Source organism: Falsiphaeobacter marinintestinus (genome assembly GCF_007923355.1).
In the GTDB taxonomy this organism is placed as follows: Bacteria; Pseudomonadota; Alphaproteobacteria; order Rhodobacterales; family Rhodobacteraceae; genus Phaeobacter_A; species Phaeobacter_A marinintestinus.
In genome coordinates this window covers 281571-305563 of the sequence record NZ_VOGO01000004.1, presented here as the reverse complement: position 1 = coordinate 305563, position 23993 = coordinate 281571, and the positions used below count along the sequence as shown (strand labels likewise).

The 23993-nt window shown below is 59.5% G+C and carries 25 protein-coding genes and 1 pseudogene; 15 read left to right on the top strand and 11 right to left on the bottom strand.

Annotated elements, in window-relative coordinates:
• Window positions 1–14: 14 nt before the first annotated feature.
• From sdhA to FOY56_RS11155, 8 genes are all read right to left on the bottom strand, one after another.
• Complete coding sequence (gene sdhA / locus FOY56_RS11190; protein WP_146345922.1) at window positions 15–1820, bottom strand: succinate dehydrogenase flavoprotein subunit; 1806 nt, start codon at window positions 1818–1820, stop codon at window positions 15–17.
• A 17-nt stretch (window positions 1821–1837) separates the two neighbouring features.
• On the bottom strand, window positions 1838–2209 hold the full coding sequence (sdhD, locus tag FOY56_RS11185) for a succinate dehydrogenase, hydrophobic membrane anchor protein (RefSeq protein ID WP_146345921.1): 372 nt from the start codon (window positions 2207–2209) through the stop codon (window positions 1838–1840).
• 14 nt (window positions 2210–2223) lie between these two features.
• On the bottom strand, window positions 2224–2607 hold the full coding sequence (sdhC, locus tag FOY56_RS11180) for a succinate dehydrogenase, cytochrome b556 subunit (RefSeq protein WP_146345920.1): 384 nt from the start codon (window positions 2605–2607) through the stop codon (window positions 2224–2226).
• A gap of 176 nt (window positions 2608–2783) precedes the next feature.
• The gene (locus FOY56_RS11175) at window positions 2784–3494 is read right to left on the bottom strand and encodes a DUF1194 domain-containing protein (RefSeq protein ID WP_146345919.1); all 711 of its coding nucleotides are present in this window, start codon (window positions 3492–3494) and stop codon (window positions 2784–2786) included.
• Between the two features lie 115 nt (window positions 3495–3609).
• A complete protein-coding gene (locus tag FOY56_RS11170) occupies window positions 3610–4653 on the bottom strand; it encodes a MaoC family dehydratase (RefSeq protein WP_146345918.1) in 1044 nt (347 codons plus the stop codon).
• Window positions 4654–4860 (bottom strand): DUF1737 domain-containing protein, encoded by a 207-nt coding sequence (locus FOY56_RS11165; protein ID WP_146345917.1) that lies wholly within the window; start codon window positions 4858–4860, stop codon window positions 4654–4656.
• Complete coding sequence (locus tag FOY56_RS11160; protein ID WP_146345916.1) at window positions 4857–5408, bottom strand: NnrU family protein; 552 nt, start codon at window positions 5406–5408, stop codon at window positions 4857–4859. Before FOY56_RS11160 ends, FOY56_RS11165 begins: the two co-directional genes overlap by 4 nt.
• Window positions 5409–5454: 46 nt before the next feature.
• Window positions 5455–6309, bottom strand: a complete 855-nt coding sequence (locus FOY56_RS11155) for an HpcH/HpaI aldolase/citrate lyase family protein (RefSeq protein WP_146345915.1) — start codon at window positions 6307–6309, stop codon at window positions 5455–5457.
• A gap of 307 nt (window positions 6310–6616) precedes the next feature.
• On the opposite strand from FOY56_RS11155, the gene FOY56_RS11150 reads away from it, so the two are divergent.
• Window positions 6617–6934, top strand: a complete 318-nt coding sequence (locus FOY56_RS11150; protein WP_146345914.1) for a hypothetical protein — start codon at window positions 6617–6619, stop codon at window positions 6932–6934.
• On the opposite strand, the gene FOY56_RS11145 is transcribed toward FOY56_RS11150, so the two are convergent.
• Complete coding sequence (locus FOY56_RS11145) at window positions 6931–7395, bottom strand: GNAT family N-acetyltransferase (RefSeq protein ID WP_146345913.1); 465 nt, start codon at window positions 7393–7395, stop codon at window positions 6931–6933. The two genes, FOY56_RS11150 and FOY56_RS11145, sit on opposite strands and share 4 nt — an antisense overlap.
• Complete coding sequence (locus FOY56_RS11140; RefSeq protein ID WP_246139462.1) at window positions 7392–8147, bottom strand: sulfite exporter TauE/SafE family protein; 756 nt, start codon at window positions 8145–8147, stop codon at window positions 7392–7394. Before FOY56_RS11140 ends, FOY56_RS11145 begins: the two co-directional genes overlap by 4 nt.
• A 159-nt stretch (window positions 8148–8306) precedes the next feature.
• Between FOY56_RS11140 and mdh the strand changes: the two genes are divergently transcribed.
• Window positions 8307–9269, top strand: coding sequence for a malate dehydrogenase (gene mdh, locus FOY56_RS11135; RefSeq protein WP_146345911.1), 963 nt, complete (start codon window positions 8307–8309; stop codon window positions 9267–9269).
• 53 nt (window positions 9270–9322) lie between these two features.
• Here mdh and FOY56_RS11130 read toward each other — a convergent pair whose 3' ends face one another.
• The gene (locus FOY56_RS11130) at window positions 9323–10360 is read right to left on the bottom strand and encodes a glycosyltransferase family 2 protein (RefSeq protein ID WP_146345910.1); all 1038 of its coding nucleotides are present in this window, start codon (window positions 10358–10360) and stop codon (window positions 9323–9325) included.
• Between the two features lie 226 nt (window positions 10361–10586).
• On the opposite strand from FOY56_RS11130, the gene FOY56_RS11125 reads away from it, so the two are divergent.
• The 13 genes and pseudogenes from FOY56_RS11125 to FOY56_RS23960 form a co-directional block, all read left to right on the top strand.
• Complete coding sequence (locus tag FOY56_RS11125) at window positions 10587–11534, top strand: adenylate/guanylate cyclase domain-containing protein (protein ID WP_246139461.1); 948 nt, start codon at window positions 10587–10589, stop codon at window positions 11532–11534.
• A 218-nt stretch (window positions 11535–11752) separates the two neighbouring features.
• Window positions 11753–12949 (top strand): ADP-forming succinate--CoA ligase subunit beta, encoded by a 1197-nt coding sequence (gene sucC / locus FOY56_RS11120; protein WP_146345908.1) that lies wholly within the window; start codon window positions 11753–11755, stop codon window positions 12947–12949.
• Window positions 12950–12958: 9 nt separating this feature from the next.
• Window positions 12959–13756, top strand: a complete 798-nt coding sequence (locus FOY56_RS11115) for a class I SAM-dependent methyltransferase (protein ID WP_146345907.1) — start codon at window positions 12959–12961, stop codon at window positions 13754–13756.
• Between the two features lie 15 nt (window positions 13757–13771).
• On the top strand, window positions 13772–14659 hold the full coding sequence (sucD, locus tag FOY56_RS11110) for a succinate--CoA ligase subunit alpha (RefSeq protein WP_146345906.1): 888 nt from the start codon (window positions 13772–13774) through the stop codon (window positions 14657–14659).
• Window positions 14660–14861: 202 nt separating this feature from the next.
• On the top strand, window positions 14862–15404 hold the full coding sequence (locus tag FOY56_RS11105) for a DUF805 domain-containing protein (RefSeq protein ID WP_146345905.1): 543 nt from the start codon (window positions 14862–14864) through the stop codon (window positions 15402–15404).
• Window positions 15401–16138 (top strand): alpha/beta hydrolase family protein, encoded by a 738-nt coding sequence (locus tag FOY56_RS11100; protein WP_146345904.1) that lies wholly within the window; start codon window positions 15401–15403, stop codon window positions 16136–16138. The genes FOY56_RS11105 and FOY56_RS11100 overlap by 4 nt, the downstream gene beginning before the upstream one ends.
• A 28-nt stretch (window positions 16139–16166) precedes the next feature.
• On the top strand, window positions 16167–19121 hold the full coding sequence (locus FOY56_RS11095) for a 2-oxoglutarate dehydrogenase E1 component (RefSeq protein WP_146345903.1): 2955 nt from the start codon (window positions 16167–16169) through the stop codon (window positions 19119–19121).
• Between the two features lie 7 nt (window positions 19122–19128).
• Window positions 19129–20619 carry a 2-oxoglutarate dehydrogenase complex dihydrolipoyllysine-residue succinyltransferase gene (gene odhB, locus FOY56_RS11090; protein ID WP_146345902.1) on the top strand — a complete coding sequence of 497 codons (1491 nt, stop codon included), beginning with the start codon at window positions 19129–19131 and terminating at the stop codon, window positions 20617–20619.
• 5 nt (window positions 20620–20624) lie between these two features.
• Entirely contained in the window at window positions 20625–21179 is a 555-nt protein-coding gene (locus FOY56_RS11085) for a hypothetical protein (protein ID WP_146345901.1), read from the top strand.
• Window positions 21176–21565, top strand: a complete 390-nt coding sequence (locus tag FOY56_RS11080; protein ID WP_146345900.1) for an MAPEG family protein — start codon at window positions 21176–21178, stop codon at window positions 21563–21565. The genes FOY56_RS11085 and FOY56_RS11080 overlap by 4 nt, the downstream gene beginning before the upstream one ends.
• 101 nt (window positions 21566–21666) lie before the next feature.
• Entirely contained in the window at window positions 21667–23055 is a 1389-nt protein-coding gene (lpdA, locus tag FOY56_RS11075; RefSeq protein ID WP_146345899.1) for a dihydrolipoyl dehydrogenase, read from the top strand.
• A gap of 99 nt (window positions 23056–23154) precedes the next feature.
• Window positions 23155–23700, top strand: coding sequence for a hypothetical protein (locus FOY56_RS11070; protein ID WP_146345898.1), 546 nt, complete (start codon window positions 23155–23157; stop codon window positions 23698–23700).
• 24 nt (window positions 23701–23724) lie between these two features.
• Window positions 23725–23949, top strand: a pseudogene (locus FOY56_RS23960) (oxidoreductase dimerization domain-containing protein); the annotation flags it as partial.
• Window positions 23950–23993 lie beyond the last annotated feature (44 nt).

Here is a 23993-nt window from a genome sequence, read left to right as displayed (position 1 = left end):
GTCGCCCTTCCGCCCTAGAACGTCCGCGCTTTGGGCGCGATCTTTTTCAGGCTGATGCCACCTTCGGCTTCGGTCGACAACGGGTCAACGATGACGGGACGATAGGTCAGATCGACCTTGGTGCCCTCAATCCGGCTGACCGTGTGCACCCGCCAGTTTTCGTCGTCGCGCGTGGTGAAATCTTCGTGCGCGTGGGCGCCACGGGATTCCTTGCGCGCCTCGGCTCCGACGATGGTCGCCAGCGCGTTGGGCATCAGATTGTCCAGCTCAAGCGTTTCCATCAGGTCCGAGTTCCAGACCAGCGAGCGGTCGGTGACCTTCAGGTCCTTCATCTTTTCAGCCACGGCTGTCATCTTTTCGACGCCTTCCGCCATGGTCTTGGCGGTCCGGAACACGGCCGCATCGGCCTGCATCGTGCGCTGCATCTCAAGCCGCAGATCGGCGGTCGGGATCGCACCATTGGCATTGCGCGCTGCATCGAACCGATCAAACGCCTTGTCAATCGACGCCTGGTTCAGCACCGGGTTGGGCCCATCTGCATCAACGATCTGTCCCGCGCGGATCGACGCCGCGCGGCCAAACACCACAAGGTCGATAAGCGAGTTTGAGCCCAAACGGTTCGCACCGTGCACCGATGCACAGCCCGCTTCACCCGCCGCCATCAGACCCGGCACGATTGCCGTCGGGTCTTCGGCAGTCGGGTTCAGGACCTCGCCCCAATAGTTCGTCGGGATACCGCCCATGTTATAATGCACGGTCGGCAGAACCGGGATCGGTTCCTTGTTGACGTCTACACCGGCAAAGATCTTGGCACTTTCCGAAATGCCCGGCAGGCGTTCGGCCAAGGCTTCGGCAGGCAGGTGGTTCAGGTTCAGGTGGATGTGATCACCATGTTCGCCCACACCGCGACCTTCGCGAATCTCCATCGTCATCGAGCGTGAAACATAGTCACGTGGCGCAAGGTCTTTGTACTGGGGCGCATACCGCTCCATGAACCGTTCGCCTTCGCTGTTGGTCAGGTATCCACCTTCGCCTCGCGCGCCTTCGGTGATCAGACAGCCCGAGCCATAAATGCCGGTCGGGTGAAACTGAACAAACTCCATATCCTGAAGCGGCAGGCCCGCACGGGCCACCATACCGCCACCGTCACCGGTGCAGGTATGGGCCGATGTCGCGCTGAAATAGGCACGGCCATAACCGCCTGTCGCCAGAACGACCATCTTGGCGTTGAAGACGTGCATGGTGCCGTCATCCAGCTTCCAGCAGACCACACCCTGACACTGTCCGTCTTCGGACATGATCAGGTCGATCGCGAAGTATTCGATATAGAATTCGGCGTTGTTCTTCAGCGACTGGCCATACAGCGTGTGCAGGATCGCGTGACCGGTCCGGTCTGCCGCAGCACAGGTCCGCTGCACGGCAGGGCCTTCACCAAATTCAGTGGTGTGTCCACCAAACGGGCGCTGGTAAATCTTGCCTTCTTCGGTACGCGAGAACGGCACACCATAATGTTCCAGCTCGTAAACCGCCTTGGGCGCTTCGCGGGCCAGATATTCCATCGCATCCGTGTCGCCCAGCCAGTCCGAGCCTTTGACCGTGTCATACATATGCCACTGCCAGTTGTCGGGGCCCATGTTCGACAGCGATGCGGCGATGCCGCCCTGTGCTGCAACTGTGTGCGACCTGGTCGGGAACACCTTGGTCACGCAGGCTGTGCGCAACCCTTGTTCGGCCATTCCCAGCGTTGCTCGCAGGCCGGCACCACCGGCGCCAACCACGACCACGTCATATTCATGCGTTTCGTATTCGTAAGCAGCCATACTTCAAAGCTCCGATCTTAAAGGGCGATGCGCGCCAGCGCGAACAGGCCGGTGGCGGCAATGGCGTAAGCGATGCAGGTGCAGAGGATGATAAGAAACTTTTTCTGCAGGCCGCGTGTATAGTCTTCGATGACCACCTGAATGCCGTGGCGGAAGTGGATCATCGACACGGTGATGGTCATGGCGGCGACAATCGCCGGGAACGGACGCTGGTAATAGGCCAGCACCTCTTCATATGTGCCGCCCAATGCGCCGCCAAAGGTCAGCACAAACAGCGGAATCAGAACGGCCAGCCCCACGGCGCTGATGGTCTGTCCCCAGAGGTGTTCGGTGCCGGTGCGCGATGATCCGCGATATTCGGCGCGTTTGCGGTCGGTCAGGAATGCCATTGTCTCAGTCCCCCTCAGACGATCAGCGCGATCAGGATTGTCAGAACACCCGACCCGACGATCACACCCATCGCCATTTTCTCGGCCACATCGACCTCAAGCCCGCGACCTGTGTCCCAGTAAAGGTGACGCAGACCGGACAGGAAGTGATAGCAGACGGCCCAAAGTGCCGCGAACATGACCAGATCGCCGAACATCGACGTCATCAACCCATTCACGGTTGCGAAATATTCAGGCCCGGTCGCAGCGGCCAGAAACCACCAGACAACAAGAAAGGCGGCACCCAGAAGGGCCACACCGGTAATGCGCGCGAAGATCGACGTGACCGAGGTCAGCTGCGGGCGATAGATCGTCAGGTGCGGCGAAAGCGGGCGGTTGCCCCGATTGTCATCGGCCATGATGGCTCCTTTGCGGTTAGCTGACCTTGGTTTTACTCTTTTTTCTCTGCAAGTCACGTCGTCAGACGGGCAATAGGCGCGGTTTTTTGGCGCGGCAACGCAGAAAAATCAAATATGTGATCACGGACCGGAAGGGTGTGATCACAGAAAAATCGCATGTTAGCGCAATACAGGAATCAGTTGCGATTAAAGGCGGCACGCCGAAGATCGTCAGCAGCCCCAGGCAAGGCAGACGACTGTTTGGACACTTCGCGTACCAGCTTCATGCGAATCTTCTCTGGATAGTCGCTAAACCCCGTTGCTGTCACCACAAACGCCCCATCCCCGGTAATCACGTTTTCGAAGAAATAGGCGGTCAGGTCTGGTTCGCTTTCCTCAATGGCAATTGCATTCACGGTGATACCGGCATCGCGCAACGCGCGCCTCAGGTCAGTCGGCGCAATGCCTTCGTTCGACGGGCCATCACCGGACAGATCGATCAGCTTGCGCCGACAGTCCGCCGCGTCTTCAAATGTGGCCAGCGCCACGCCCAGCGCTTCGCCAACGGCGGTGGAGTAGTTGCGCCAGACCCTCGGGTCATTGGCGATCCGCTCAGCCAGCATGTCCAGCGTCGCAAAGGAATCGATGTCGGTCCAGGGGATGGTGATCCGTTGGCGCGTTGATCCGGTCCATTGCAGCAACAAGATGCGCGACCGCCCCCGTACCAACGATTCAGACACCACCGGATCACGCAATGCTGCCGCCAGCCCATCCATCTGGATCCGGTACTCATCGCGGTCGACCGACCCTGAAACATCCACCGCCAACGCCAAGGCCAGATCACAGGCATGCGTCTGCGGTGCGAGGGCCAGAAGCGACCCGATCAGAAGGGTGCGAAAACGGTTCATCCCCGAACCGTAGCAAATCCGGCACGGGGAACCGATCACATTGCCGACAGATCATCGGACACCCTTGGTGTCCCCGCCCGCGAGCGGACCAGTTAAACGGCCCAGCCCGGGAAGATCACTTGGGCATCAAGGCCCAGTAATCCAGATCCAGCAACACATCGGGCAGGTATTTGCCATTCTCGCCTTTCAGCTCAAACGGAGCCCCGCCTTTGGTTGCCACCAGTCGCAGCCGGATTGCTCCGACACCCGGCGCGCTGGTATCGGCCTTGTCCAGCACCTCGGACCACGCTTTGATGGTCTGCCCGGCAAAACACGGATTGGCGTGCGCGCCGCCATTCAGGCCGACAATCATTTGCGCATTGGCCAGACCGTTAAACGACAACGCCCGCGCCATCGAGATCACGTGGCCACCATAAATCAGTCGCCCCTCAGGACGGAAAGTCAGGTCAAAATGCACCTTGGCCGTGTTCTGCCACAGGCGCGTGGCGATCATGTGCTCGGCCTCTTCAACGGTGACGCCATCGACGTGATCGATGGTTTCCCCAATCTCGTAGTCGCCCCAACGATGCGGTTCGCCAGCCAGATCGAAATCGTAATTCGTGAAATCCAATCCATCGGGAACCACCAGTTCGCCAGCAGGCAACACCTTGGCAAGATCCGGGATCACGGTTTCAGGTGCCGGGGCTTCCAGGTTCGCTTTGCGTACCATCACCCAGCGGCAGTATTCCATCACGACTTCGTCGTTCTGGTTCAGACCATAGGTGCGCACATAGACCACACCTGTTTTGCCGTTCGAGTTTTGCTTCAACCCGATCACTTCGGATTCCGAGCGCAACGTATCGCCCGGATACACCGGTTTCAGCCAGCGCCCTTCAGCATACCCCAAGTTGGCCACAGCGTTCAAAGATACATCCGGAACCGTCTTGCCAAACACAACGTGGAACGCCGCAAGATCATCAATCGGGCTGGCAGGCAATCCACTCGCCTGCGCGAACGTATCGGATGAATACAGCGCATGACGCGCCGGATACACCGCATGATACAGCGCACGTTCACCCCCGGACACGGTGCGCGGCACGGCATGTTTCAGCACATCGCCCACAGCGTAATCTTCGAAAAACCGACCCGGATTGGTCTTGGCCTGGGTTTGAGGGGCCATCTACTGCTCTCCTAATTTCATGTCTGCTGTGTAAGCAGCACTAATCTCTTTCGTGACCGCCTGCCCGCAGCGCATCACGCCGCGCGCCGCGTCAAACGCATAGGTCGGCGGGCCGTGAAGGACCCACCCCTTGGCCAGCGCATCGCTGACCTTGTGACAAAAGGCCGAGGTATCGTCTTCGGTCAGCAGGCGATAAATCACAGTCATCCGAACGCCGGTGCCCCCAGCCAGGTGTGGATATAGCCAATCACCACCAGCAGAACGACCGAGGCCGCAACGAAGATCGCGTCTTTCTTGATCTCGCCTTTTTCAGGTGGGGTCCAATCCGGCTCGGCCTTGTTGATCACCGACATCTCGACCACGGCCCAGACACCCAGACCGCCGAACAGGATAAAGGACGGCACATCGCCGTTCACCAGCAGGTGCGCCACAGTCCAGATCAGGAAACCGGTTAACATCGGGTGGCGCATCTTATAGAACAACGCGCCTTTTGACGGGCCGGGGCTGGTAAAGTACAGCGCGAAAACCATCAGCAGGTTGTTAATACCCACCATTGCCGGGCTGCGCCCCCAGAAGAACGCACCATCCGCCATACTATAGCCAAAGATCATCAACAGGATCGACGCGGCGATCGCCAACGCCACCAACCCCTTGCCACGATCGCCCATTTGGGCCCGTGCATCGGGCATGACCCGTTTGAACAGATGTGCGGCCCACCAAAGGGCCACGCCGAGGATCAAAAGAACAAAGCCCATTGCTTGCTACTCCGCTTGCTGGAAAAGACCCCGGCGATTCCCGATTTCAGGATTGCAGGGCGATGATTGCTTCTGCTTTTGCCAGAATCTCACGTGCAGTGACAACATGAAGGTTCTCGACAATCTTGCCTTCGACCACGGCAACGCCCTGCCCGCTGGCTTCGACCTCTTCAAATGCGGTGATCTGACGGCGGGCCAGATCGATCTCGGCCTCGGACGGGGCAAAGGCTGCGTTCGTCACATCGACCTGTGCCGGATGGATCAGCGTCTTGCCGTCAAAGCCCATATCACGCCCCTGATCGCATTCGACCTTCAGCCCCTCGTCATCCTTGAAGGCGTTATAAACACCATCAACGATGATCAGGCCTTCGGCTTTGGCGGCCAGCAGGCACAGCCCCAGACCGGCCATCATCGGCAAACGATCCGCGCGATAGCGGGTCTGCAATTCCTTGGCGAGGTCATTAGTTCCCATCACCATACCTGTCAGAAGCGGGTGCGCGGCGATCTCGGCGGCGTTCAGCATGCCGCGCGGCGTTTCCATCATCGCCCAGACCGGCAAATCACCCGTGATCGCGGCCAGTGCATCGACATCTGCCGCGCTGTTCACCTTGGGCAGCAACACCACATCGGCGTCCATATCCTTGACAGCCTCTGCGTCGGCCTTGCCCCACGGTGTATCCAACCCGTTGATGCGCACGATCTTGACGCGCGAGCCATATCCGCCCTCGGCCAGCGCCGCCTTCAGCGTGTCGCGGGCGTTGTCCTTTTCATCCGCCGATACCGCATCTTCCAGATCGAAGATGATGGCATCCACGGGCAGGCCACGGGCCTTGTCCAAAGCACGGGGCTTTGAGCCGGGAATATATAGAACGGAACGGTAAGGGCGCGAACGGGGATCCATGAATCTCTCCTTGGGTCATAAAGTTGCGCGGAAAGGGGCATTTTTGCACGGAAAGTTCAAGAGCGAATCGCCGCATTGCAGCAACTTGCCTCGACGGATCTGGCGCGCAACGGCCGCAGATCGCTCCGTTAACCCGTTTTCAGCCTTTGAAGCGCAAAGTTTCCCCTGCCGGATCTCGGGGTCGGGGGGCCTTTAGCGGGCACGCAACTGGTCCGGCGCAACTGTTCAATCGGGCGCTGTCACGCATCCGCAGGGGAGCCTGTGCGATGACGATACCGGCACGCCCACTGCCATCGGGGGCGATAAAATGATGAATACCATATTCAAAATGACATTCGGGCTGGGGATCATGGCCCTGGCCGCGCAAAGTGTATCGGCACGGGACAACCGCAACTGCGCGCCGCGCGACTTTGTGCTGGACCGTCTGGCCGAAGGGTACGGTGAAACCCGCCAAAGCATCGGGCTGGCCGCCCAGGGCACTGTGATCGAGGTCTTCGCCTCGGGCGATACCGGCAGTTGGACGATCATTGCCACCATGCCCAACGGGACAACATGTATGGTCGCGTCCGGTCAATCTTTCGAAACGGTGGCCGAAGCTTTGCCCGCCAAAGGCAACGACACCTAAAGCGGCTGGCGTTTCGGCGCGCGGCGCAGGGTCATGCCGAACTTCTCATCCGCCGTATAGCCAAGCTTTTCATAAAACCCGCGCGCGCCCAGATCTTTGCCTGTCAGCAGCATGATCTTGTAGGCGCCCGCCGCCCAGGCCGCTTCCGCCAGGTGCTCCATCACTCTGCGGCCCAGACCAAGACCGTGATGGGCGCGCAAAGTCACCACGTTTTCCACCAGCGCATAAGGCCGCCCGCCAAACGTCATGTTCGGCAACACATGCAGGGTGGCCATCGACACAGGCTGCCCCAGCAGATCGGCCACAAAGACGGTTGTTCCGGGATGGTCCAGCACCTGGGCCATCCGCGCCCGCCCGGCGTCGCCATCGGGCACCTCGATCGTGCCGACCAGATCCTTGTACAACCGTTGCAAAGCCTCAAAATCCGCCAAGTCGGCGGGCCGCAGTGTCACGTCAGTCATGTCATTCCGTCCCAAATCAGTTTCCCCCCGGCAATCAGCAACAGCACATAAGCCACCCGGAAAAATACGACGTCCGGCAAAAGACGATGCGCCTTGATGCCCAGCCAGATCCCGAACAGAGCAAAAGGCATGAGAATCAGGTCGGTCACAAGCAGGTCGACCGACATCAGCCCCAGATACACATAGCCCGCGAGTTTCAGGATATTGACCACCCAGAACGCCAGAACGGTCGTGGCCTGAAACGTGGTTTTCTCCAGCCGCAGCGAAAACAGATAGGCCGTCGCCGCCGGTCCCCCGCCATGGCTGATGAAACTGGCAAATCCCGAGACCAAACCCGCGACCACACCGACACCCTCCGGCAAGGCCGCCCGCGGCGGCCTGATCCAGCCAGACTCCAGCGCCACACGCCACAGCACGAACAAAACCGCAATTGCTCCGATCAGCACCCGCACCGCATCATCGTCCACGATCCGGTACACCAGCACGCCCAACGCCACGCCGGGGACAGCGCCAACCAGCAACACCCGCACAATGCGCGAATCCCATTTGCCCCAATAGGCGCGCAGGTTGGCCAGATCCATCAGCAGCAGTAACGGTATCAGCAGACCCAACGCCTGCCCGGGTGGCAGAACCAGCGCCAGAATCGCCATCGACACAAAATCGGCCCCTGATCCAAAACCGCCCTTGGAAACCCCAAGAAATATGACGGCAGGCACAGCGATCAGGTAAAAACCCGGGTCCGATATCGGCACGATGCGCCTCCGAAAATTCTCGTATTCCACAGACTTTATCGGCACTTCCGGTATGCGCCAACCTGCGACGGTGCGCTGCAGTGCGGCGCATAAAGCTTGCGTGACGGGCCGTTCCGCACTAGGCATCCCGCAAATTTAACCGGACCGGAGATGAATTCCATGGCCAGACCCAAGATCGCGCTTATCGGCGCAGGTAACATCGGCGGCACCCTCGCCCACCTCGCCGCAGTGAAAGAACTTGGCGACGTCGTTCTGTTCGACATTGCCGAAGGCCTGCCCCAGGGCAAAGCCCTTGATATCGCCGAGTCCGGCCCGTCCGAAGGCTTTGACGCCTCGATGAAGGGTACCCAGTCTTATGAAGATATCGCCGGTGCCGACGTCTGCATCGTGACCGCCGGTGTTGCCCGCAAGCCGGGGATGAGCCGTGATGACCTGCTGGGCATCAACCTGAAAGTCATGAAGTCGGTTGGCGAAGGCATTGCCGCCCACGCCCCCGACGCCTTCGTGATCTGCATCACCAACCCGCTCGACGCGATGGTCTGGGCCCTGCAGCAGTTCTCGGGCCTGCCTGCGAACAAGGTCTGCGGCATGGCCGGTGTTCTGGACAGCGCCCGCTTCCGTCACTTCCTCGCCGAAGAATTCAACGTCTCGATGCGCGACGTCACCGCCTTTGTTTTGGGCGGCCACGGCGACACCATGGTGCCGTCGGTTCGCTATTCGACCGTTGCCGGTATCCCGCTGCCCGATCTGATCGACATGGGTTGGACCACGCAGGACAAGATGGACGCCATCGTTCAGCGCACCCGTGACGGCGGCGCCGAAATCGTTGGTCTGCTCAAGACCGGCTCGGCGTTCTACGCCCCGGCCACCAGCGCCATCGAAATGGCCGAAGCCTATCTGAAAGATCAGAAACGCGTTCTGCCTTGCGCCGCCTATTGCGATGGCGACCTGGGCGTCAAGGACATGTATGTCGGCGTTCCGACCGTTATCGGTGCCGGTGGCGTCGAAAAGATCGTCAACATCAAGCTCAACAAAGAAGAGCAGGACATGTTCGACGTATCGGTCAAGGCTGTTCAGGGTCTGGTCGACGCTTGCAAGGCCATCGACAGCTCGCTGGCATAAATCGCTGGCAGAGATTCAGGGCCGGGCGTTTTTACGCCCGGCCTTTTTCGTTTTCAAAAGCCTCGGGTGACACGATACCAGCTGCGCAGCCGGTACAGCGCCTGCTTTACCCGACCGATGTGGCGCTGTTTCAACGGCACTGCATCAAACGATTTGATCGACAGATCTATGTCCTGACCAGCGAACACAGCCTCTAACGCCGGGCGCACGTCAAACGGCTCGCGTCGCAAAAGCCCCATCGCATCCAGCGCATCCGCCTGTTCCGCATCTATCATCTTGCAGCTGGCAACCAGACGGTCCAATCGATCCGTGTCCGCACCCGCCCGCCAGATTTCTTCCAGCTGAGCCCGCCGCCCCGGTGCCGGGAAGGTAAACCAACCCGGCTGCTGCGCAATCTTGCGCTGCATCTTGGCAAGGTAATGCGCCGGCGTCAGCCCATCAAAGTGCAGCAGCCCCGCCGGATAGCTTAAGTTCACAACGGGCAGTTCCTGCCCATCGGGCCCCGTCGGCCCATGCACACCGGGTTTCACATTCAACCCGGTCCGCACAAAGCTTTTGAAGGCACCGTTTCCGGAAAACCCGCCATCCAGATAGCGCAAATCCGCCCGGTATACATCCTCTAGCGCTTGCATCTGATCGGGCGACGGCAACCTTCGGAACAGGCCGTCAAACACCTCAGTCGGCGGCGTTTCCAGCAACCAGACCCGATCCAGCGGCGTGACACCCGCTGCGACCACCGTCTCTGGCAGGTCCGCCAGTTGCCCATGCACATCATCGGGCGCCACAAGAAACTCGTCGGCATCAATATGCAAAAGCCACTCTGTCTCAGCCTGTTCATAGCTGCGTGTGGCGTTCAGAACCTGCCTGACCGGAACCGGCGTCCGCCTGCCAGATTTTCGATCCACAGGAGGTTCGACGCGGCATCCTTCAATGGACCCAAGCGCCTGCATCGCAATCTGATCATCCGTGTCGAAATGCAACACGACCTGATCCGCACCCATGGCAAGGTGATGCGCCACAAACGCCTGCAACAGCGGCAGCGGTTCAGACACCGTGCTTACGACAGTCCAGCTGTTTCGGCTCGGCGACATGATGCCAAGGCTCCCTTTCCGTAAACTTGTCGCAACACAGCGCCCGCTTCAACCGGCTAAACCCATGGTGACCGCGAAACAGGGCGCCCAATGCGTCTTTTTCAAAAGAACCCGCATTATTCGACCGCCAGTTCTGGCAGGTAAGCCGCGTTGCCCCTATGTAGATTGGGGTAAGTTATTTCATAAAGATACAGGCGGTCCCATGGTTTCGGGTGTGCATCGCAAATTGACGACAATCCTCGCAGCGGACGCGGTCGATTACAGCCGTTTGATGGGCGAGGATGAAGTTGCCACCATTACCGCGCTGCGCAGATCACGGCAAATCATCGACGCAGGCATCGACCGGCATGACGGACGCATCGCAAACACGGCGGGCGATGGCCTTATCGCCGAATTCCCCTCCGTGGTCGAGGCCGTCACCTGCGCCATCGAAATCCAGCGCGAACTGACCAATTTGCCTCAGGTCCAGAACGGGGCATCAACACCGCTGCAATTCCGTATGGGCTTGCACCTGGGCGATGTCATTGTTGATGGGCAGGATCTGCTGGGCGACGGTGTCAACCTGGCCTCGCGTCTTGAAGCCATGGCTGACCCAGGTGGTATCCTGTTGTCACAGCAGGTCTATGACCACGTGCATTCCAAACTGTCGATCGGGTTCGAATTTCTTGGCGATAAACGCCCGCGCAATCTGGTCGAAGACGTCCCGGTTTATCGCGTGAAGCCAGTCGAAGCCTCCCGGAACGACCGCTGGACCGCCTCGCTCAGCCACGCTCGCCATGTTGCAGAGCAATCCGTTAACCAAAGTGTCGTTGATCTGACCCATGGCCAGGAGGCGGTGCAGGATGCCGCCCGCAACGCCAGGGTCAACCTCAGCCCACGGGTAAAGAAGGCCGCCATCGTTCTGGGCGTTCTCGCCGTGATCGACCTTTTGAACGGGTTGCCGTTTTTCGTGCAATGGCCCGCGCTGGGAGTACTACTGGCAATCGCCTGGGCGAACGTGCCGGATCATGTCCAGACCCGCCGGCAGCTAAGATATTACCGCGGGGGCGTTGCCCTTGCGGGTCTGTTCGGCATCATGCTGTTTTCTCTGACCGGGCTAGGATGGGTTATTTTGCTGGCTCTGGGGCTTGGCGCTCTGCATCTTCTTCGGCAGGCCAAACCGCAAAAGGCCTGATCCGCCGCACTGCAGCACCCAAAGTTGTCCACAGGGTGATTCTCTTTTTTGATCCTGCAAACCCGATTCTCCGAAATTTTGTGATCACACTTTTTTAACGTGTGATCACAAAATAAGATTTTCAGCACTATTCCCCCACCTGCGTCAAAAAAGCGTTCCCCGCCCCTTGTCTACTTGCGTATACCGACTCCAATCGCAGCTAGACGGGACAGTTTGAAATGAACATCCACGAATACCAGGCAAAAGCACTTCTTCGCACATATGGTGCGCCGGTCAGCGACGGGCGCGTCGTTCTCAAGGCAGAAGATGCAAAAACCGCCGCTGGTGAACTTGACGGGCCGCTTTGGGTCGTCAAGGCACAGATCCACGCCGGTGGCCGCGGCAAGGGCTCTTTCAAAGAAGCCGACGCTGGCGAAAAAGGCGGTGTGCGCCTTGCCAAGTCAGTTCAGGAAGCCGCCGAAGAAGCCAAGAAAATGCTGGGCCGCACCCTTGTGACCCACCAGTCGGGTCCGGCAGGCAAGCAGGTCAACCGCATCTACATCGAAGACGGTTCGGACATCGAATCCGAACTGTACCTCGCGCTGCTGGTTGATCGTCAGACCTCGCGCATTTCGTTTGTCTGCTCGACCGAAGGCGGCATGGACATCGAAGAGGTCGCCGCGTCGACCCCCGAAAAAATCCTGTCCTTCTCGGTTGATCCGGCCACCGGCTATATGCCTTACCACGGCCGCCGCATTGCGTTTTCGCTGGGTCTCAAGGGCGCTCAGGTCAAACAGTGCGTCGCGCTGATGGGCAATCTCTATAAGGCTTTTGTCGAAAAAGACATGGAAATGCTTGAGATCAACCCCCTGATCGTTCTCGAAGGCTCGGGCGACCTGAAAGTTCTTGATGCCAAGATCGGGTTTGACGGCAACGCGGTTTACCGCCACGCCGACATCGCCGAGCTGCGCGACACCACCGAAGAAGACCCAAAAGAGCTTGAGGCGTCCAAGTACGACCTGAACTATATCGCTCTGGACGGTGAAATCGGCTGCATGGTGAACGGTGCGGGCCTCGCCATGGCAACCATGGACATCATCAAGCTGTACGGTGCCGAGCCTGCAAACTTCCTCGACGTTGGCGGCGGCGCCACCAAAGAGAAAGTGACCGAAGCGTTCAAGATCATCACTTCGGACCCGCAGGTCAAAGGCATTCTGGTCAACATCTTCGGCGGCATCATGCGCTGCGACGTCATCGCCGAAGGCGTGGTTGCGGCTGTGAAAGAAGTCGGCCTGAAGGTTCCGCTGGTTGTGCGCCTTGAAGGCACCAACGTGGAAGCCGGCAAAGACATCATCAACAACTCGGGCCTAGACGTGATCGCCGCTGACAACCTCAGCGACGGCGCCGAAAAGATCGTGAAAGCGGTGAAGGGCTAACACACCGTCATGCTGGATCAGTCCGCATATCGCCACTGCCCCGCGTGCGAGGCAACCGGCTCTACGCAGGTGAATGCCTATTCGCCTGACCCGTGGAGCGTTGCGGACTGTGACACATGTAGCTTCGTCTTTCTGCGCAATCCGCCGGACTATGAGGCCCTGGAAGAAGACTTCGCCTGGGAAAAAACCTATCTCACCAAGCAAGACTCTTCCAAAGGCTCGACCGTGTTCAGCCCACTTGCCCGCAAGGTCCGGGTCCGGCTGAACATGTTCCGCGACCAGAACCGCTGGTTCGTGAAATGGTTCGGTACGGGCGGCAAGGTGCTGGATATCGGCTGTGGCACGGGCGACCGTCTTGCCCCGTCCCTGGTCCCTTACGGGATCGAACTGTCCAAAGCCCTGCACGCTCGGGCGGATGCCCATATGAAGGCCCGCGGTGGCGCGTGCGTTCAGGGGGCCGGTGCCGAAACGATCTGGGATTTCGATCCCGGGATGTTCGACGGCATCGTCATGTTTTCGTATCTCGAACACGAGGCCGAGGTCATGAAGGTCCTGAAAGGGGCGCATCGCGCACTGAAAGACGATGGGGGCGTGTTTATCCGCGTGCCCAACTACAGCTCCCTCAATCGCCGTGTAATCGGGCCGAAATGGTGCGGTTTCCGTTATCCCGATCACGTCAACTACTTCACGCTGCAAAGCCTGACGAATGTCGCCGCCCGCGCGGGGTTCACCACGCAACTGGTCAACAAGCTGACCTTGCCGGTGGACGACAACATCTCGGTGCTTTTGCGCAAAATCAAAACCTAAGGAAGGACCAGTAACATGGCTATCCTCGTCGACGAAAACACCAAAGTTATCTGTCAGGGCTTCACCGGAAGCCAGGGCACATTCCACTCGGAACAGGCCATCGCCTATGGCACCAAGATGGTCGGCGGCGTGACCCCCGGCAAAGGCGGCAACGAACATCTCGGCCTGCCCGTCTTCAACTCGGTCCACGAAGCCAAGCATGTGACCGAAGCCAACGCATCCGTCATCTATGTTCCGCCCCCCTTTGCAGCCGACTCGATCCTCGAAGCCATCGACGCCGAGATGGAGCTGATCGTCTGCATCACCGAAGGCATCCCGGTTCTGGACATGATGAAGGTCAAGCGCGCGCTTATGGACAGCTCCAGCCGCCTGATCGGCCCCAACTGCCCCGGTGTCATCACCCCTGACGCCTGCAAGATCGGTATCATGCCCGGCCACATTCACAAGCGCGGCTCGGTCGGCGTTGTGTCCCGGTCCGGTACCCTGACCTATGAGGCCGTCAAGCAGACCGCCGATATCGGTCTGGGCCAGTCGACAGCTGTTGGCATCGGTGGCGACCCGATCAAGGGCACCGAGCATATCGACGTGCTCGACATGTTCCTGAACGATGACGAAACGCATTCGATGATCATGATCGGTGAAATCGGCGGGTCCGCCGAAGAAGAAGCCGCCGAATTCCTGGCCGATCAGCGCAAGAAAGGCCGCTGGAAGCCGACCGCAGGCTTCATCGCAGGCCGCACAGCGCCTCCGGGCCGTCGCATGGGCCACGCCGGTGCCATCGTCGCTGGTGGTAAAGGCGGTGCCGAAGACAAGATCGAAGCGATGAAATCCGCTGGCATCATTGTCGCCGACAGCCCCGCCACATTGGGCGAGGCCGTTTTGAAGGCCATCGCCAAAGGCTAAAACACCTAGAGACGGGCCCGCCAAAGGCCCGTCTCATCTCACCCCGAAACGTCGCGACGGCGGCCTGATCACAGGCCTCTCTCCCGAAGCTTCACGGCGCACCGCATAACAGGACGAACGCAATGGCACATCCACAAGAGATATTATCGCGTTTTCGCGGTAAGCTCGGCTTGTGCATTGAAAAATCTGCGAGGCCGAAACCATGACCTTCACCGACTCCGTAAAGACCTGCTTCTCCAAATACGTCACTTTTTCGGGCCGGGCCAGCCGACCGGAATATTGGTGGTTCTTCCTGTTCGTCTTCATCGCAGGCGCTGTGGCGAACGTGGTGGACTATCAGTTCTTTTCCACCGTCACGACAGTCGCGAATGAAACCGGAAGCTCGACGCAGATCGTGTCGAACGCTCCGGTGGGCGCGATGGTCAGCCTGGTTGTGTTCCTGCCGCATCTGGCCGTGGCCTGGCGGCGGATGCACGATACCGGGCGCAGCGGGCTGTTTGCCCTGTTCCCCTTCCTGCTGACCATTGGCGCGGGCCTTGTGCTGTTCTTCGGCATTGGCGCGGCTGATGCCTTTTCCAGCGGCGGTTCGATGGACATCCTGTTCACCCGCCTGACACTTTTGATCCTGATCCCAACGATAATCGTCCTGATTGTCTCGCCGCTTCTGGTGCTGTGGTGGCTGACCCGCCCCAGCCAGCCCGGCGAAAACAAATACGGTCCCAACCCCCATGAGGCCCTGCAATGATGACGGCCTTACGCCACCTGTCCTGCGTCATCGCGGGTCTTGCACTGCTGTCGACTGCGGCGTGGGCCGAGATGTTCGGCCCCATTGCCGGGACTGTGTATCGTAACGGCGGTGCAAAACTGGTGCTGATTGTGCACGGGGACAGCGGCGCGGGCTACATTTCGGACTTCGCCGCGGACGTCGCCCGGGCCAACCCGACGGCAACCGTCATCCAGATGGCGCGTCCGGGCTATATTCTGAATGGCGAACGCAGCAAGGGATCAAATTCCGGGCTGCGCGACCACCATACGAGGACGAACAACAAGCTACTTGCCGAAGGGTTTTCGGCAGCGTCCCAGAAATATCCGCATGATGAACTGATAGCGGTCGGACATTCAGGCGGCGGCAACCAGATCGGGTCGATCGTGGGCACCGATCCGTCTCTGATCGATACCGCGATCATGTTCTCTGTGCCCTACGACATTCAAAGATGGCGAAACCTGCGCGGCAGCCCCTGGCCGAAAAGCCAATCGCCCGTGCGCTATCTCAAATCCGTCTCGCCCAACACCAAATTGATCGCAGCCACGGGGTCCGAAGACTCCAACACGCTGCCAACCTTTGCCAAAGACTATGTCAAAAAGGCAAAAGCCAAGGGCCTGAACGCCACATATATCGAACTTCCCGGTGGCAATCATGGTTTCAGAACGATCCAAGACCAGGCGCTGGAACTGGTGAACCGGGAAATCCGCAATTAAGTCCGCATCTGACGACTGAGGTACTAAAATGACAGACCAATCGCCCAACGATCTCTTCCACGCCTCAAGCTTCATGCAGGGGCACAACGCCGAGTATCTTGAACAGCTCTATGCCCAGTATGCCAACGACCCCAATGCGGTCGATGCGGCGTGGGCCGAGTTTTTCCGGGCCATGGGCGACAACGAACTGGACGTCAAGAAAGAGGCCGCTGGCCCGTCCTGGGCGCGCGCCGACTGGCCGCCGGTTCCTTCCGATGACCTGACCGCCGCGCTGACCGGTGAATGGGGCGAGACCGAGGTCAAAGCCGCAGGCAAGAAGATCTCTGACAAGGCCGCCGCCAAAGGCGTCGAGGTTTCCGAAGACCAGATCAAGCGCGCCGTGCTGGACTCGATCCGCGCGCTGATGATCATCCGCGCCTATCGGATCCGGGGCCATCTGGTGGCCGATCTTGATCCGCTGGGCATGCAGGATCAGACCCCGCATCCCGAGCTTGATCCCAAGACCTATGGCTTCAGCGATGCCGACATGGATCGCCCGATCTTCATCGACAACGTGCTGGGGCTTCAGGTCGCCTCGATGCGCCAGATCGTCGAGATCGTGAAACGCACCTATTGCGGCACCTTCGCGCTGCAGTACATGCACATTTCCAACCCCGAAGAAGCCGCCTGGCTGAAGGAACGCATCGAAGGTCTGGGCAAGGAAATCGCGTTTTCGCGCGAAGGCCGGCGCGCCATCCTGAACAAGATGGTCGAGGCCGAGGGCTTTGAGAAATTCCTGCACGTCAAATACATGGGCACCAAACGCTTTGGTCTGGACGGTGGCGAAGCGCTGATCCCGGCGATGGAGCAGATCATCAAGCGTGGCGGTGCCATGGGCCTGAAAGAGGTCGTGATCGGCATGCCCCACCGGGGCCGCCTGAACATCCTAGCCAACGTGATGCAGAAACCCTATCGCGCGATCTTCAACGAATTCCAGGGCGGCAGCTTCAAGCCCGAGGATGTCGACGGATCGGGCGACGTGAAATACCACCTCGGCGCCTCGTCCGACCGTGAATTTGACGGCAACACCGTGCACCTGTCCCTGACCGCCAACCCCAGCCACCTTGAGGCAGTGAACCCGGTTGTGCTGGGCAAGGTCCGCGCCAAGCAGGACCAGTTGGGCGATACCGACCGGACCCAGGTTCTGGGCATCCTTCTGCACGGCGATGCAGCTTTTGCCGGTCAGGGTGTCGTGGCCGAAGGCTTCGGTCTGTCCGGCCTGCGCGGCCACCGCACCGGCGGCACCATCCATTTTGTCGTGAACAACCAGATCGGCTTTACAACTGCGCCGCACTTCTCGCGCAGCTCGCCCTATCCGACCGACATCGCCCTGATGGTCGAAGCGCCGATCTTCCACGTCAACGGCGACGACCCCGAAGCCGTGGTGCACGCCGCCAAGGTCGCCACCGAATTCCGCCAGATCTTCCACAAAGATGTGGTCATCGACATGTTCTGCTATCGCCGCTTCGGTCACAACGAAGGCGACGAGCCGATGTTCACCAACCCGATCATGTACAAAAAGATCAAGGGCCACAAAACGACCCTGGCCTTGTACACCGACCGTTTGGTGAAAGACGGGCTGATCCCCGAAGGCGAAATCGAAGACATGAAGGCCGCGTTCCAGGCTTACCTGAATGGCGAATTCGAGACCGGCAAAGACTATAAACCCAACAAGGCTGACTGGCTCGATGGGCGCTGGTCACATCTGGACCGCGAAGGCGAAGAATACGCCCGTGGCGAAACCGCCATCGCCCCCGATACCATGGCTCAGATCGGCACGGCCCTCAGCCGCGCACCCGAAGGCTTTGCCCTGCACAAAACCGTCGGTCGACTTCTGGAAACCAAAGGCAAGATGTTCGAAACCGGCGCTGGTTTTGACTGGGCCACAGCTGAAGCCATCGCCTTCGGCTCGCTTCTGACCGAAGGCTACCCGGTCCGCCTGTCGGGCCAGGACTCGACTCGTGGGACGTTCTCGCAACGCCACTCAGGCCTGATCAGTCAGGACACCGAAGAACGCTACTATCCGCTCAACCACATCCGCGAGGGTCAGGCACATTACGATGTCATCGACTCGATGCTGTCTGAATACGCGGTTCTGGGCTTTGAATATGGCTATTCGCTGGCCGAACCCAACGCGCTGACCCTTTGGGAAGCCCAGTTTGGCGATTTCGCCAATGGTGCCCAGATCATGTTCGATCAGTTCATCAGCTCGGGCGAAAGCAAATGGCTGCGCATGTCCGGCCTTGTCTGCCTGCTGCCGCATGGGTTCGAAGGCCAAGGCCCCGAACACAGCTCGGCCCGTCTGGAACGCTTCCTGCAAATGTGCGGACAGGACAACTGGATCGTGGCGAACGTTTCGACCCCGGCCAACTACTTCCACATCCTGCGCCGTCAGCTGCACCGCTCGTTCCGCAAGCCACTTGTCCTGATGACGCCGAAATCGCTGTTGCGCCACAAGATGTGCGTGTCCAATGCCGAAGATTTCACCACCGGCTCCAGCTTCCACCGGGTACTGTGGGACGATGCCCAGAAAGGCAACTCGGACACCCAACTGGTTGCCGATGACAAGATCAAGCGCGTCGTGATGTGTGCTGGCAAGGTCTATTACGATCTTCTGGAAGAACGCGACGCCCGTGGCATCGACGATGTGTATCTGATGCGTGTCGAACAGTTCTATCCGTTCCCGGCGCATTCCCTGATCAACGAACTGAACCGGTTCAAGCAGGCCGAAATGGTTTGGTGTCAGGAAGAGCCCAAGAACCAGGGCGCATGGACCTTCATCGAACCCAACATCGAATGGGCCCTGACCCGCATTGGCGCCCAGAATCAACGCCCGATCTATGTCGGTCGCGCCACATCGGCCTCGCCCGCGACGGGTCTGGCCAGCCAACACAAAGCCCAACAAGCAGCACTCGTAAACGATGCGCTGACCATCAAAGGATAAAAACGACATGACGACCGAAGTTCGAGTCCCCACTCTGGGTGAATCCGTCACCGAAGCCACGGTTGCCACATGGTTCAAGAAACCGGGCGACGCTGTCGCCGTGGACGAAATGCTCTGCGAGCTGGAAACTGACAAAGTAACCGTCGAAGTCCCCAGCCCCGCCGCCGGTACACTGGGTGACATCATCGCCGCCGAAGGTGAAACCGTTGGTGTTGACGCCCTGCTGGCCACCATCGCCGAAGCCGGTGCAGGTGCCGCAGCGCCCGCCCCAGCGTCCTCTGCCCCTGCCGCCGCGCCCAAATCCGATGCGCCCGCATCTGTCGACGTGATGGTCCCGACCTTGGGCGAAAGCGTGACCGAGGCGACTGTCAGCACATGGTTCAAGGCCGTCGGCGATGCCGTCGCGCAGGACGAAATGCTGTGTGAACTGGAAACCGACAAGGTCTCGGTCGAGGTTCCCGCGCCCGCCGCTGGCGTTCTGGCCGAAATTACCGCTCCCGAAGGCGCCACAGTGGACGCTTCGGCGAAACTGGGCGTGATCTCGGGCGCAGGCGCCGTTGCGGCTCCCGCAGTTGCAGCCCCTGCCGCCGCTGCCCCGGCAGCTTCCGGCAAAGACGTTGCCAATGCGCCGTCTGCCGAAAAAGCCATGGCTCAGGCCGGCCTCAACTCCGATGCCGTCACCGGCACGGGCCGCGATGGCCGCATCATGAAAGAAGACGTGATGAAGGCCATGGCAGCCCCGGCCCCCGCCGCCGCTGCCCCCGCTGCGCCGCGCGCCCCGGTACCTGCCGACGACGCCGCCCGCGAAGAACGGGTGAAAATGACCCGCCTGCGCCAGACCATTGCCAAGCGTCTGAAAGACAGCCAGAACACCGCCGCCATGCTGACCACCTATAACGAGGTCGACATGGGCGAGGTCATGGCTCTGCGCAGCCAGTACAAGGACCAGTTCGAAAAGAAACACGGCGTGCGTCTGGGCTTCATGTCCTTCTTCACCAAGGCCTGCTGCCACGCGCTGAAAGAGGTCCCCGAGGTCAACGCCGAAATCGACGGCACCGACATCGTCTACAAGAACTTCGTCCACATGGGCGTCGCCGCCGGCACGCCGACAGGTCTGGTTGTTCCCGTTATCCGTGACGCCGACGCGATGTCGTTTGCCGAGATCGAAAAGGCCATCGCTGAAAAAGGCCGCCGCGCCCGCGACGGCAAACTGTCCATGGCCGAAATGCAGGGCGGCACGTTCACCCTGTCCAACGGCGGCGTCTACGGCTCGCTGATGTCCTCGCCCATCCTGAACCCACCGCAATCCGGCATCCTCGGCATGCACAAGATTCAGGACCGCCCGATGGCCATCAACGGTCAGGTCGTCATCCGCCCGATGATGTACCTCGCCCTCAGCTATGATCACCGCATCGTCGACGGCAAAGGCGCCGTGACCTTCCTCGTGCGCGTCAAAGAAGCGCTGGAAGATCCACGTCGTTTGCTGATGGATCTGTGATCTCGATGGAGAACTACTCTCCTGCTGAACACCGGTTTCGCTTCGCCGCTTGGGCGGCGTCGCGAGCCGCTTCCAGAGGCTTGAGCGGCTTTTCAACGGCTATCGCCCAAAAGGCACTTAAAGCTGCAAAGCTTTGTGCAATCTGCAATGGCCCTTCAAACCTCCCCGAGAATGCAAACGATTTCGATGCTGCTCATAGGGTTTGGTGCAAGAGTGTGATTGAAGCTTCGGGTCCGAACTCGGTTTTGAGCTACGGGCGAGCCGCAAAACTTGTGAATGTTTACCTGAAAGTTTTGTTTCTCAGCGATTTCGGACTGAAATCTCAGGCCCCTACGGTGGACCGGGCCAGAGTAGACGCGATCCATCCTCCGATAGACAGGGTTCTGCTGACCGAACTCGCGCGGCAAGAACCCACGCACAAAGATTTTTGGAAAGCCATGCGAAACAAGGGCTGGACCAACTTCGACCAAGATGAATACCAAGACGTGATAGCCAAGGTACGAGAGATTACCAACGGCCAGCTTTGGCGTATCGAAGCTTACTGGAAAGGGTCCCAATGACCCCGGAACTCACAGTTCTCACCCTCGCCGCCCTGCTGCAAGTGATCCAGTTCACCCTCTATTCGGTGACGGCACAAAAGCAGGTCGGCACCGACTATGCCGCCTCGCCCCGCGACGAGCCCCGCCAGATCACCGGCACCGCAGGCCGGCTGCAACGCGCCATGAACAACCACTTCGAAGGGCTGATCCTCTTCACCATCGCCTGCACCGTGATCACCCTGTCGAACCAGTCGACCCCGTTCACCGCGACCTGCGCCTGGATCTACCTGGCGGCCCGCATTCTCTATGTGCCTGCCTACGCCTATGGCCTCAGCCCGTGGCGGTCTCTGCTCTGGGTCATTGGTCTTTTCGCGACCGTACTCATGCTTCTGGCAGCTCTCCTATGACTCATCTTCTCTTTGAAAATACTCCGGGGGACGTTGAAAATACCTTCATTTTCAACGTGGGGCAGCGCCCCCTCTCCGGCCAACCGAAAAGGAAAACCTAAATGGCTCAATATGACGTCATCATCATCGGCGCTGGCCCCGGCGGCTATGTCTGCGCCATCCGCTGCGCCCAGCTGGGTCTGAAAACGGCCGTGGTCGAAGGCCGCGACACGCTGGGCGGCACCTGCCTGAACGTCGGCTGTATCCCGTCCAAGGCACTGCTGCATGCATCCCACTCGCTGCACGAGGCCGAGCACAACTTTGCCAAGATGGGCCTCAAAGGCAAATCGCCATCCGTCGACTGGAAACAGATGCTCGCCTATAAGGACGACGTGATCGGCCAGAACACCAAGGGCATCGAATTCCTGTTCAAGAAGAACAAGATCGACTGGCTCAAAGGCTGGGGCTCGATCCCCGCTGCTGGCAAGGTGCAGGTGGGTGACGACATCCACGACGCCAAGAACATCATCATCGCCTCGGGCTCCGAAGCGGCCTCGCTGCCGGGTGTCGAAGTTGACGAAAAGGTCGTTGTCACATCAACCGGCGCGCTGGAACTGGGCAAGATCCCGAAGAAAATGGTCGTGATCGGCGCTGGTGTCATCGGTCTGGAACTGGGCAGCGTCTATGCCCGTCTTGGATCCGAGGTGACGGTTGTCGAATTCCTCGACGTCGTGACCCCCGGCATGGACGCCGAGATCCAGAAGGTGTTCCAGCGCACGCTCAAAAAGCAGGGCCTGTCCTTCATCATGGGCGCCGCCGTGCAAAAGACCGAGGCCAACAAGACCAAGACCAAAGTCACCTACAAGCTGCGCAAGGATGACAACGAACACGTGATCGAGGCCGACACCGTCCTCGTCGCCACGGGCCGCAAACCCTATGTCGAAGGTCTCGGTCTCGACAAGCTGGGCATCGAACTGACCCAGCGCGGTCAGATCAAGGTCGGCGCCGACTGGCAGACCAACGTACCCGGCATCTATGCCATCGGTGACGTGATCGAAGGCCCGATGCTGGCCCACAAGGCCGAAGACGAAGGCATGGCCGCTGCCGAACAGGTCGCGGGCAAACATGGCCACGTCAACTATGGCGTCATCCCCGGTGTGATCTATACCGCACCCGAGGTCGCCAATGTCGGCGAGACCGAGGAAACCCTGAAAGAACAGGGCCGCGCCTATAAGGTCGGCAAGTTCTCGTTCATGGGCAATGGCCGCGCCAAGGCAAACTTTGCCGGGGATGGTTTCGTCAAGATCCTCGCAGACAAAGCCACCGACCGGATTCTCGGTGCGCACATCATCGGCCCCTCGGCAGGTGAGCTGATCCACGAGATCTGCGTCGCGATGGAATTCGGCGCCTCTGCCGAAGATCTCGCCCTGACCTGCCACGCGCACCCGACCTATTCCGAAGCTGTACGCGAGGCCGCTCTGGCCTGCGGCGATGGTCCGATCCACGCGTGATCACATTTTCCGGCCCCAATTGGGGCCGGAAACCGTATTGGTCCCAACGCGGTCCCGGCCGGATTTTTCTAGTTTTCAAACAACAGTTTTACGGTCGCGATGCGAGATCCAAAGAAAACCCTGCTTCTCTCGACTATTTGCGCCACTTGTGTCGCGACTGCTAGTCATGCGGACGGTATCTCCGAAACAAATTACCTTCATATTGACCCCAGAAACGCGATTTCCGTTTTTGCACGTTTCCCCGGTGTAGGCCGCGTGTCGCGACCATTCTTTTTTGACGGCGGCAAAGTTGGGCGGCGTTTGATCCATGGTCGTGATGGGCAAGTTGCGCTGGCTTTGGATGGCCAGGATCAGGCCAATGTCAGCATAGTTTTCGATGAGGATATTTGCGCGTTTGGCGCCAAGATCCGCATCGATACAAAAGGTATTCGCAACAGCGTGAAAGTTACATTTAGTTTCCAATCTCGCAAAGCCGAGAGTGTAGATCAGGAATTGCGCTGGCCCGCTGGCGGAACCACACTGCAATCGTTTAGCAGCGACAACTTCGCATCGCGTTTTGCAGGCGTTCAAATTTCGGCTAGTGCAGACTCTGATCTGGTGGTTAGCGACATCCTGGCGTTGCCATGCGCCATGGCAGTATCCTGAGCCGCTTCATGAGAACATTGCCTAAAGGGAAATTTCGCTACTAACAGCTCTTTCAAGTTTCAGGCCGTCAAAGACGGCGAACAAATCATTGGCCACGGAAACAACGATTTGACCTGCGAGATCTGCGTCGCCATCTAGCTCGGCGCCTCTGCCGAAGATCTCGCCCTGACTTGCCACGCGCACCCGACCTATTCAGAAGCTGTACGCGAGGCCGCACTGGCCTGTGGCGACGGTCCGATCCACGCGTGATCCAATGCGCCGGGCGGGCCTTCTGCCCGGCGCTTGACCTTCCT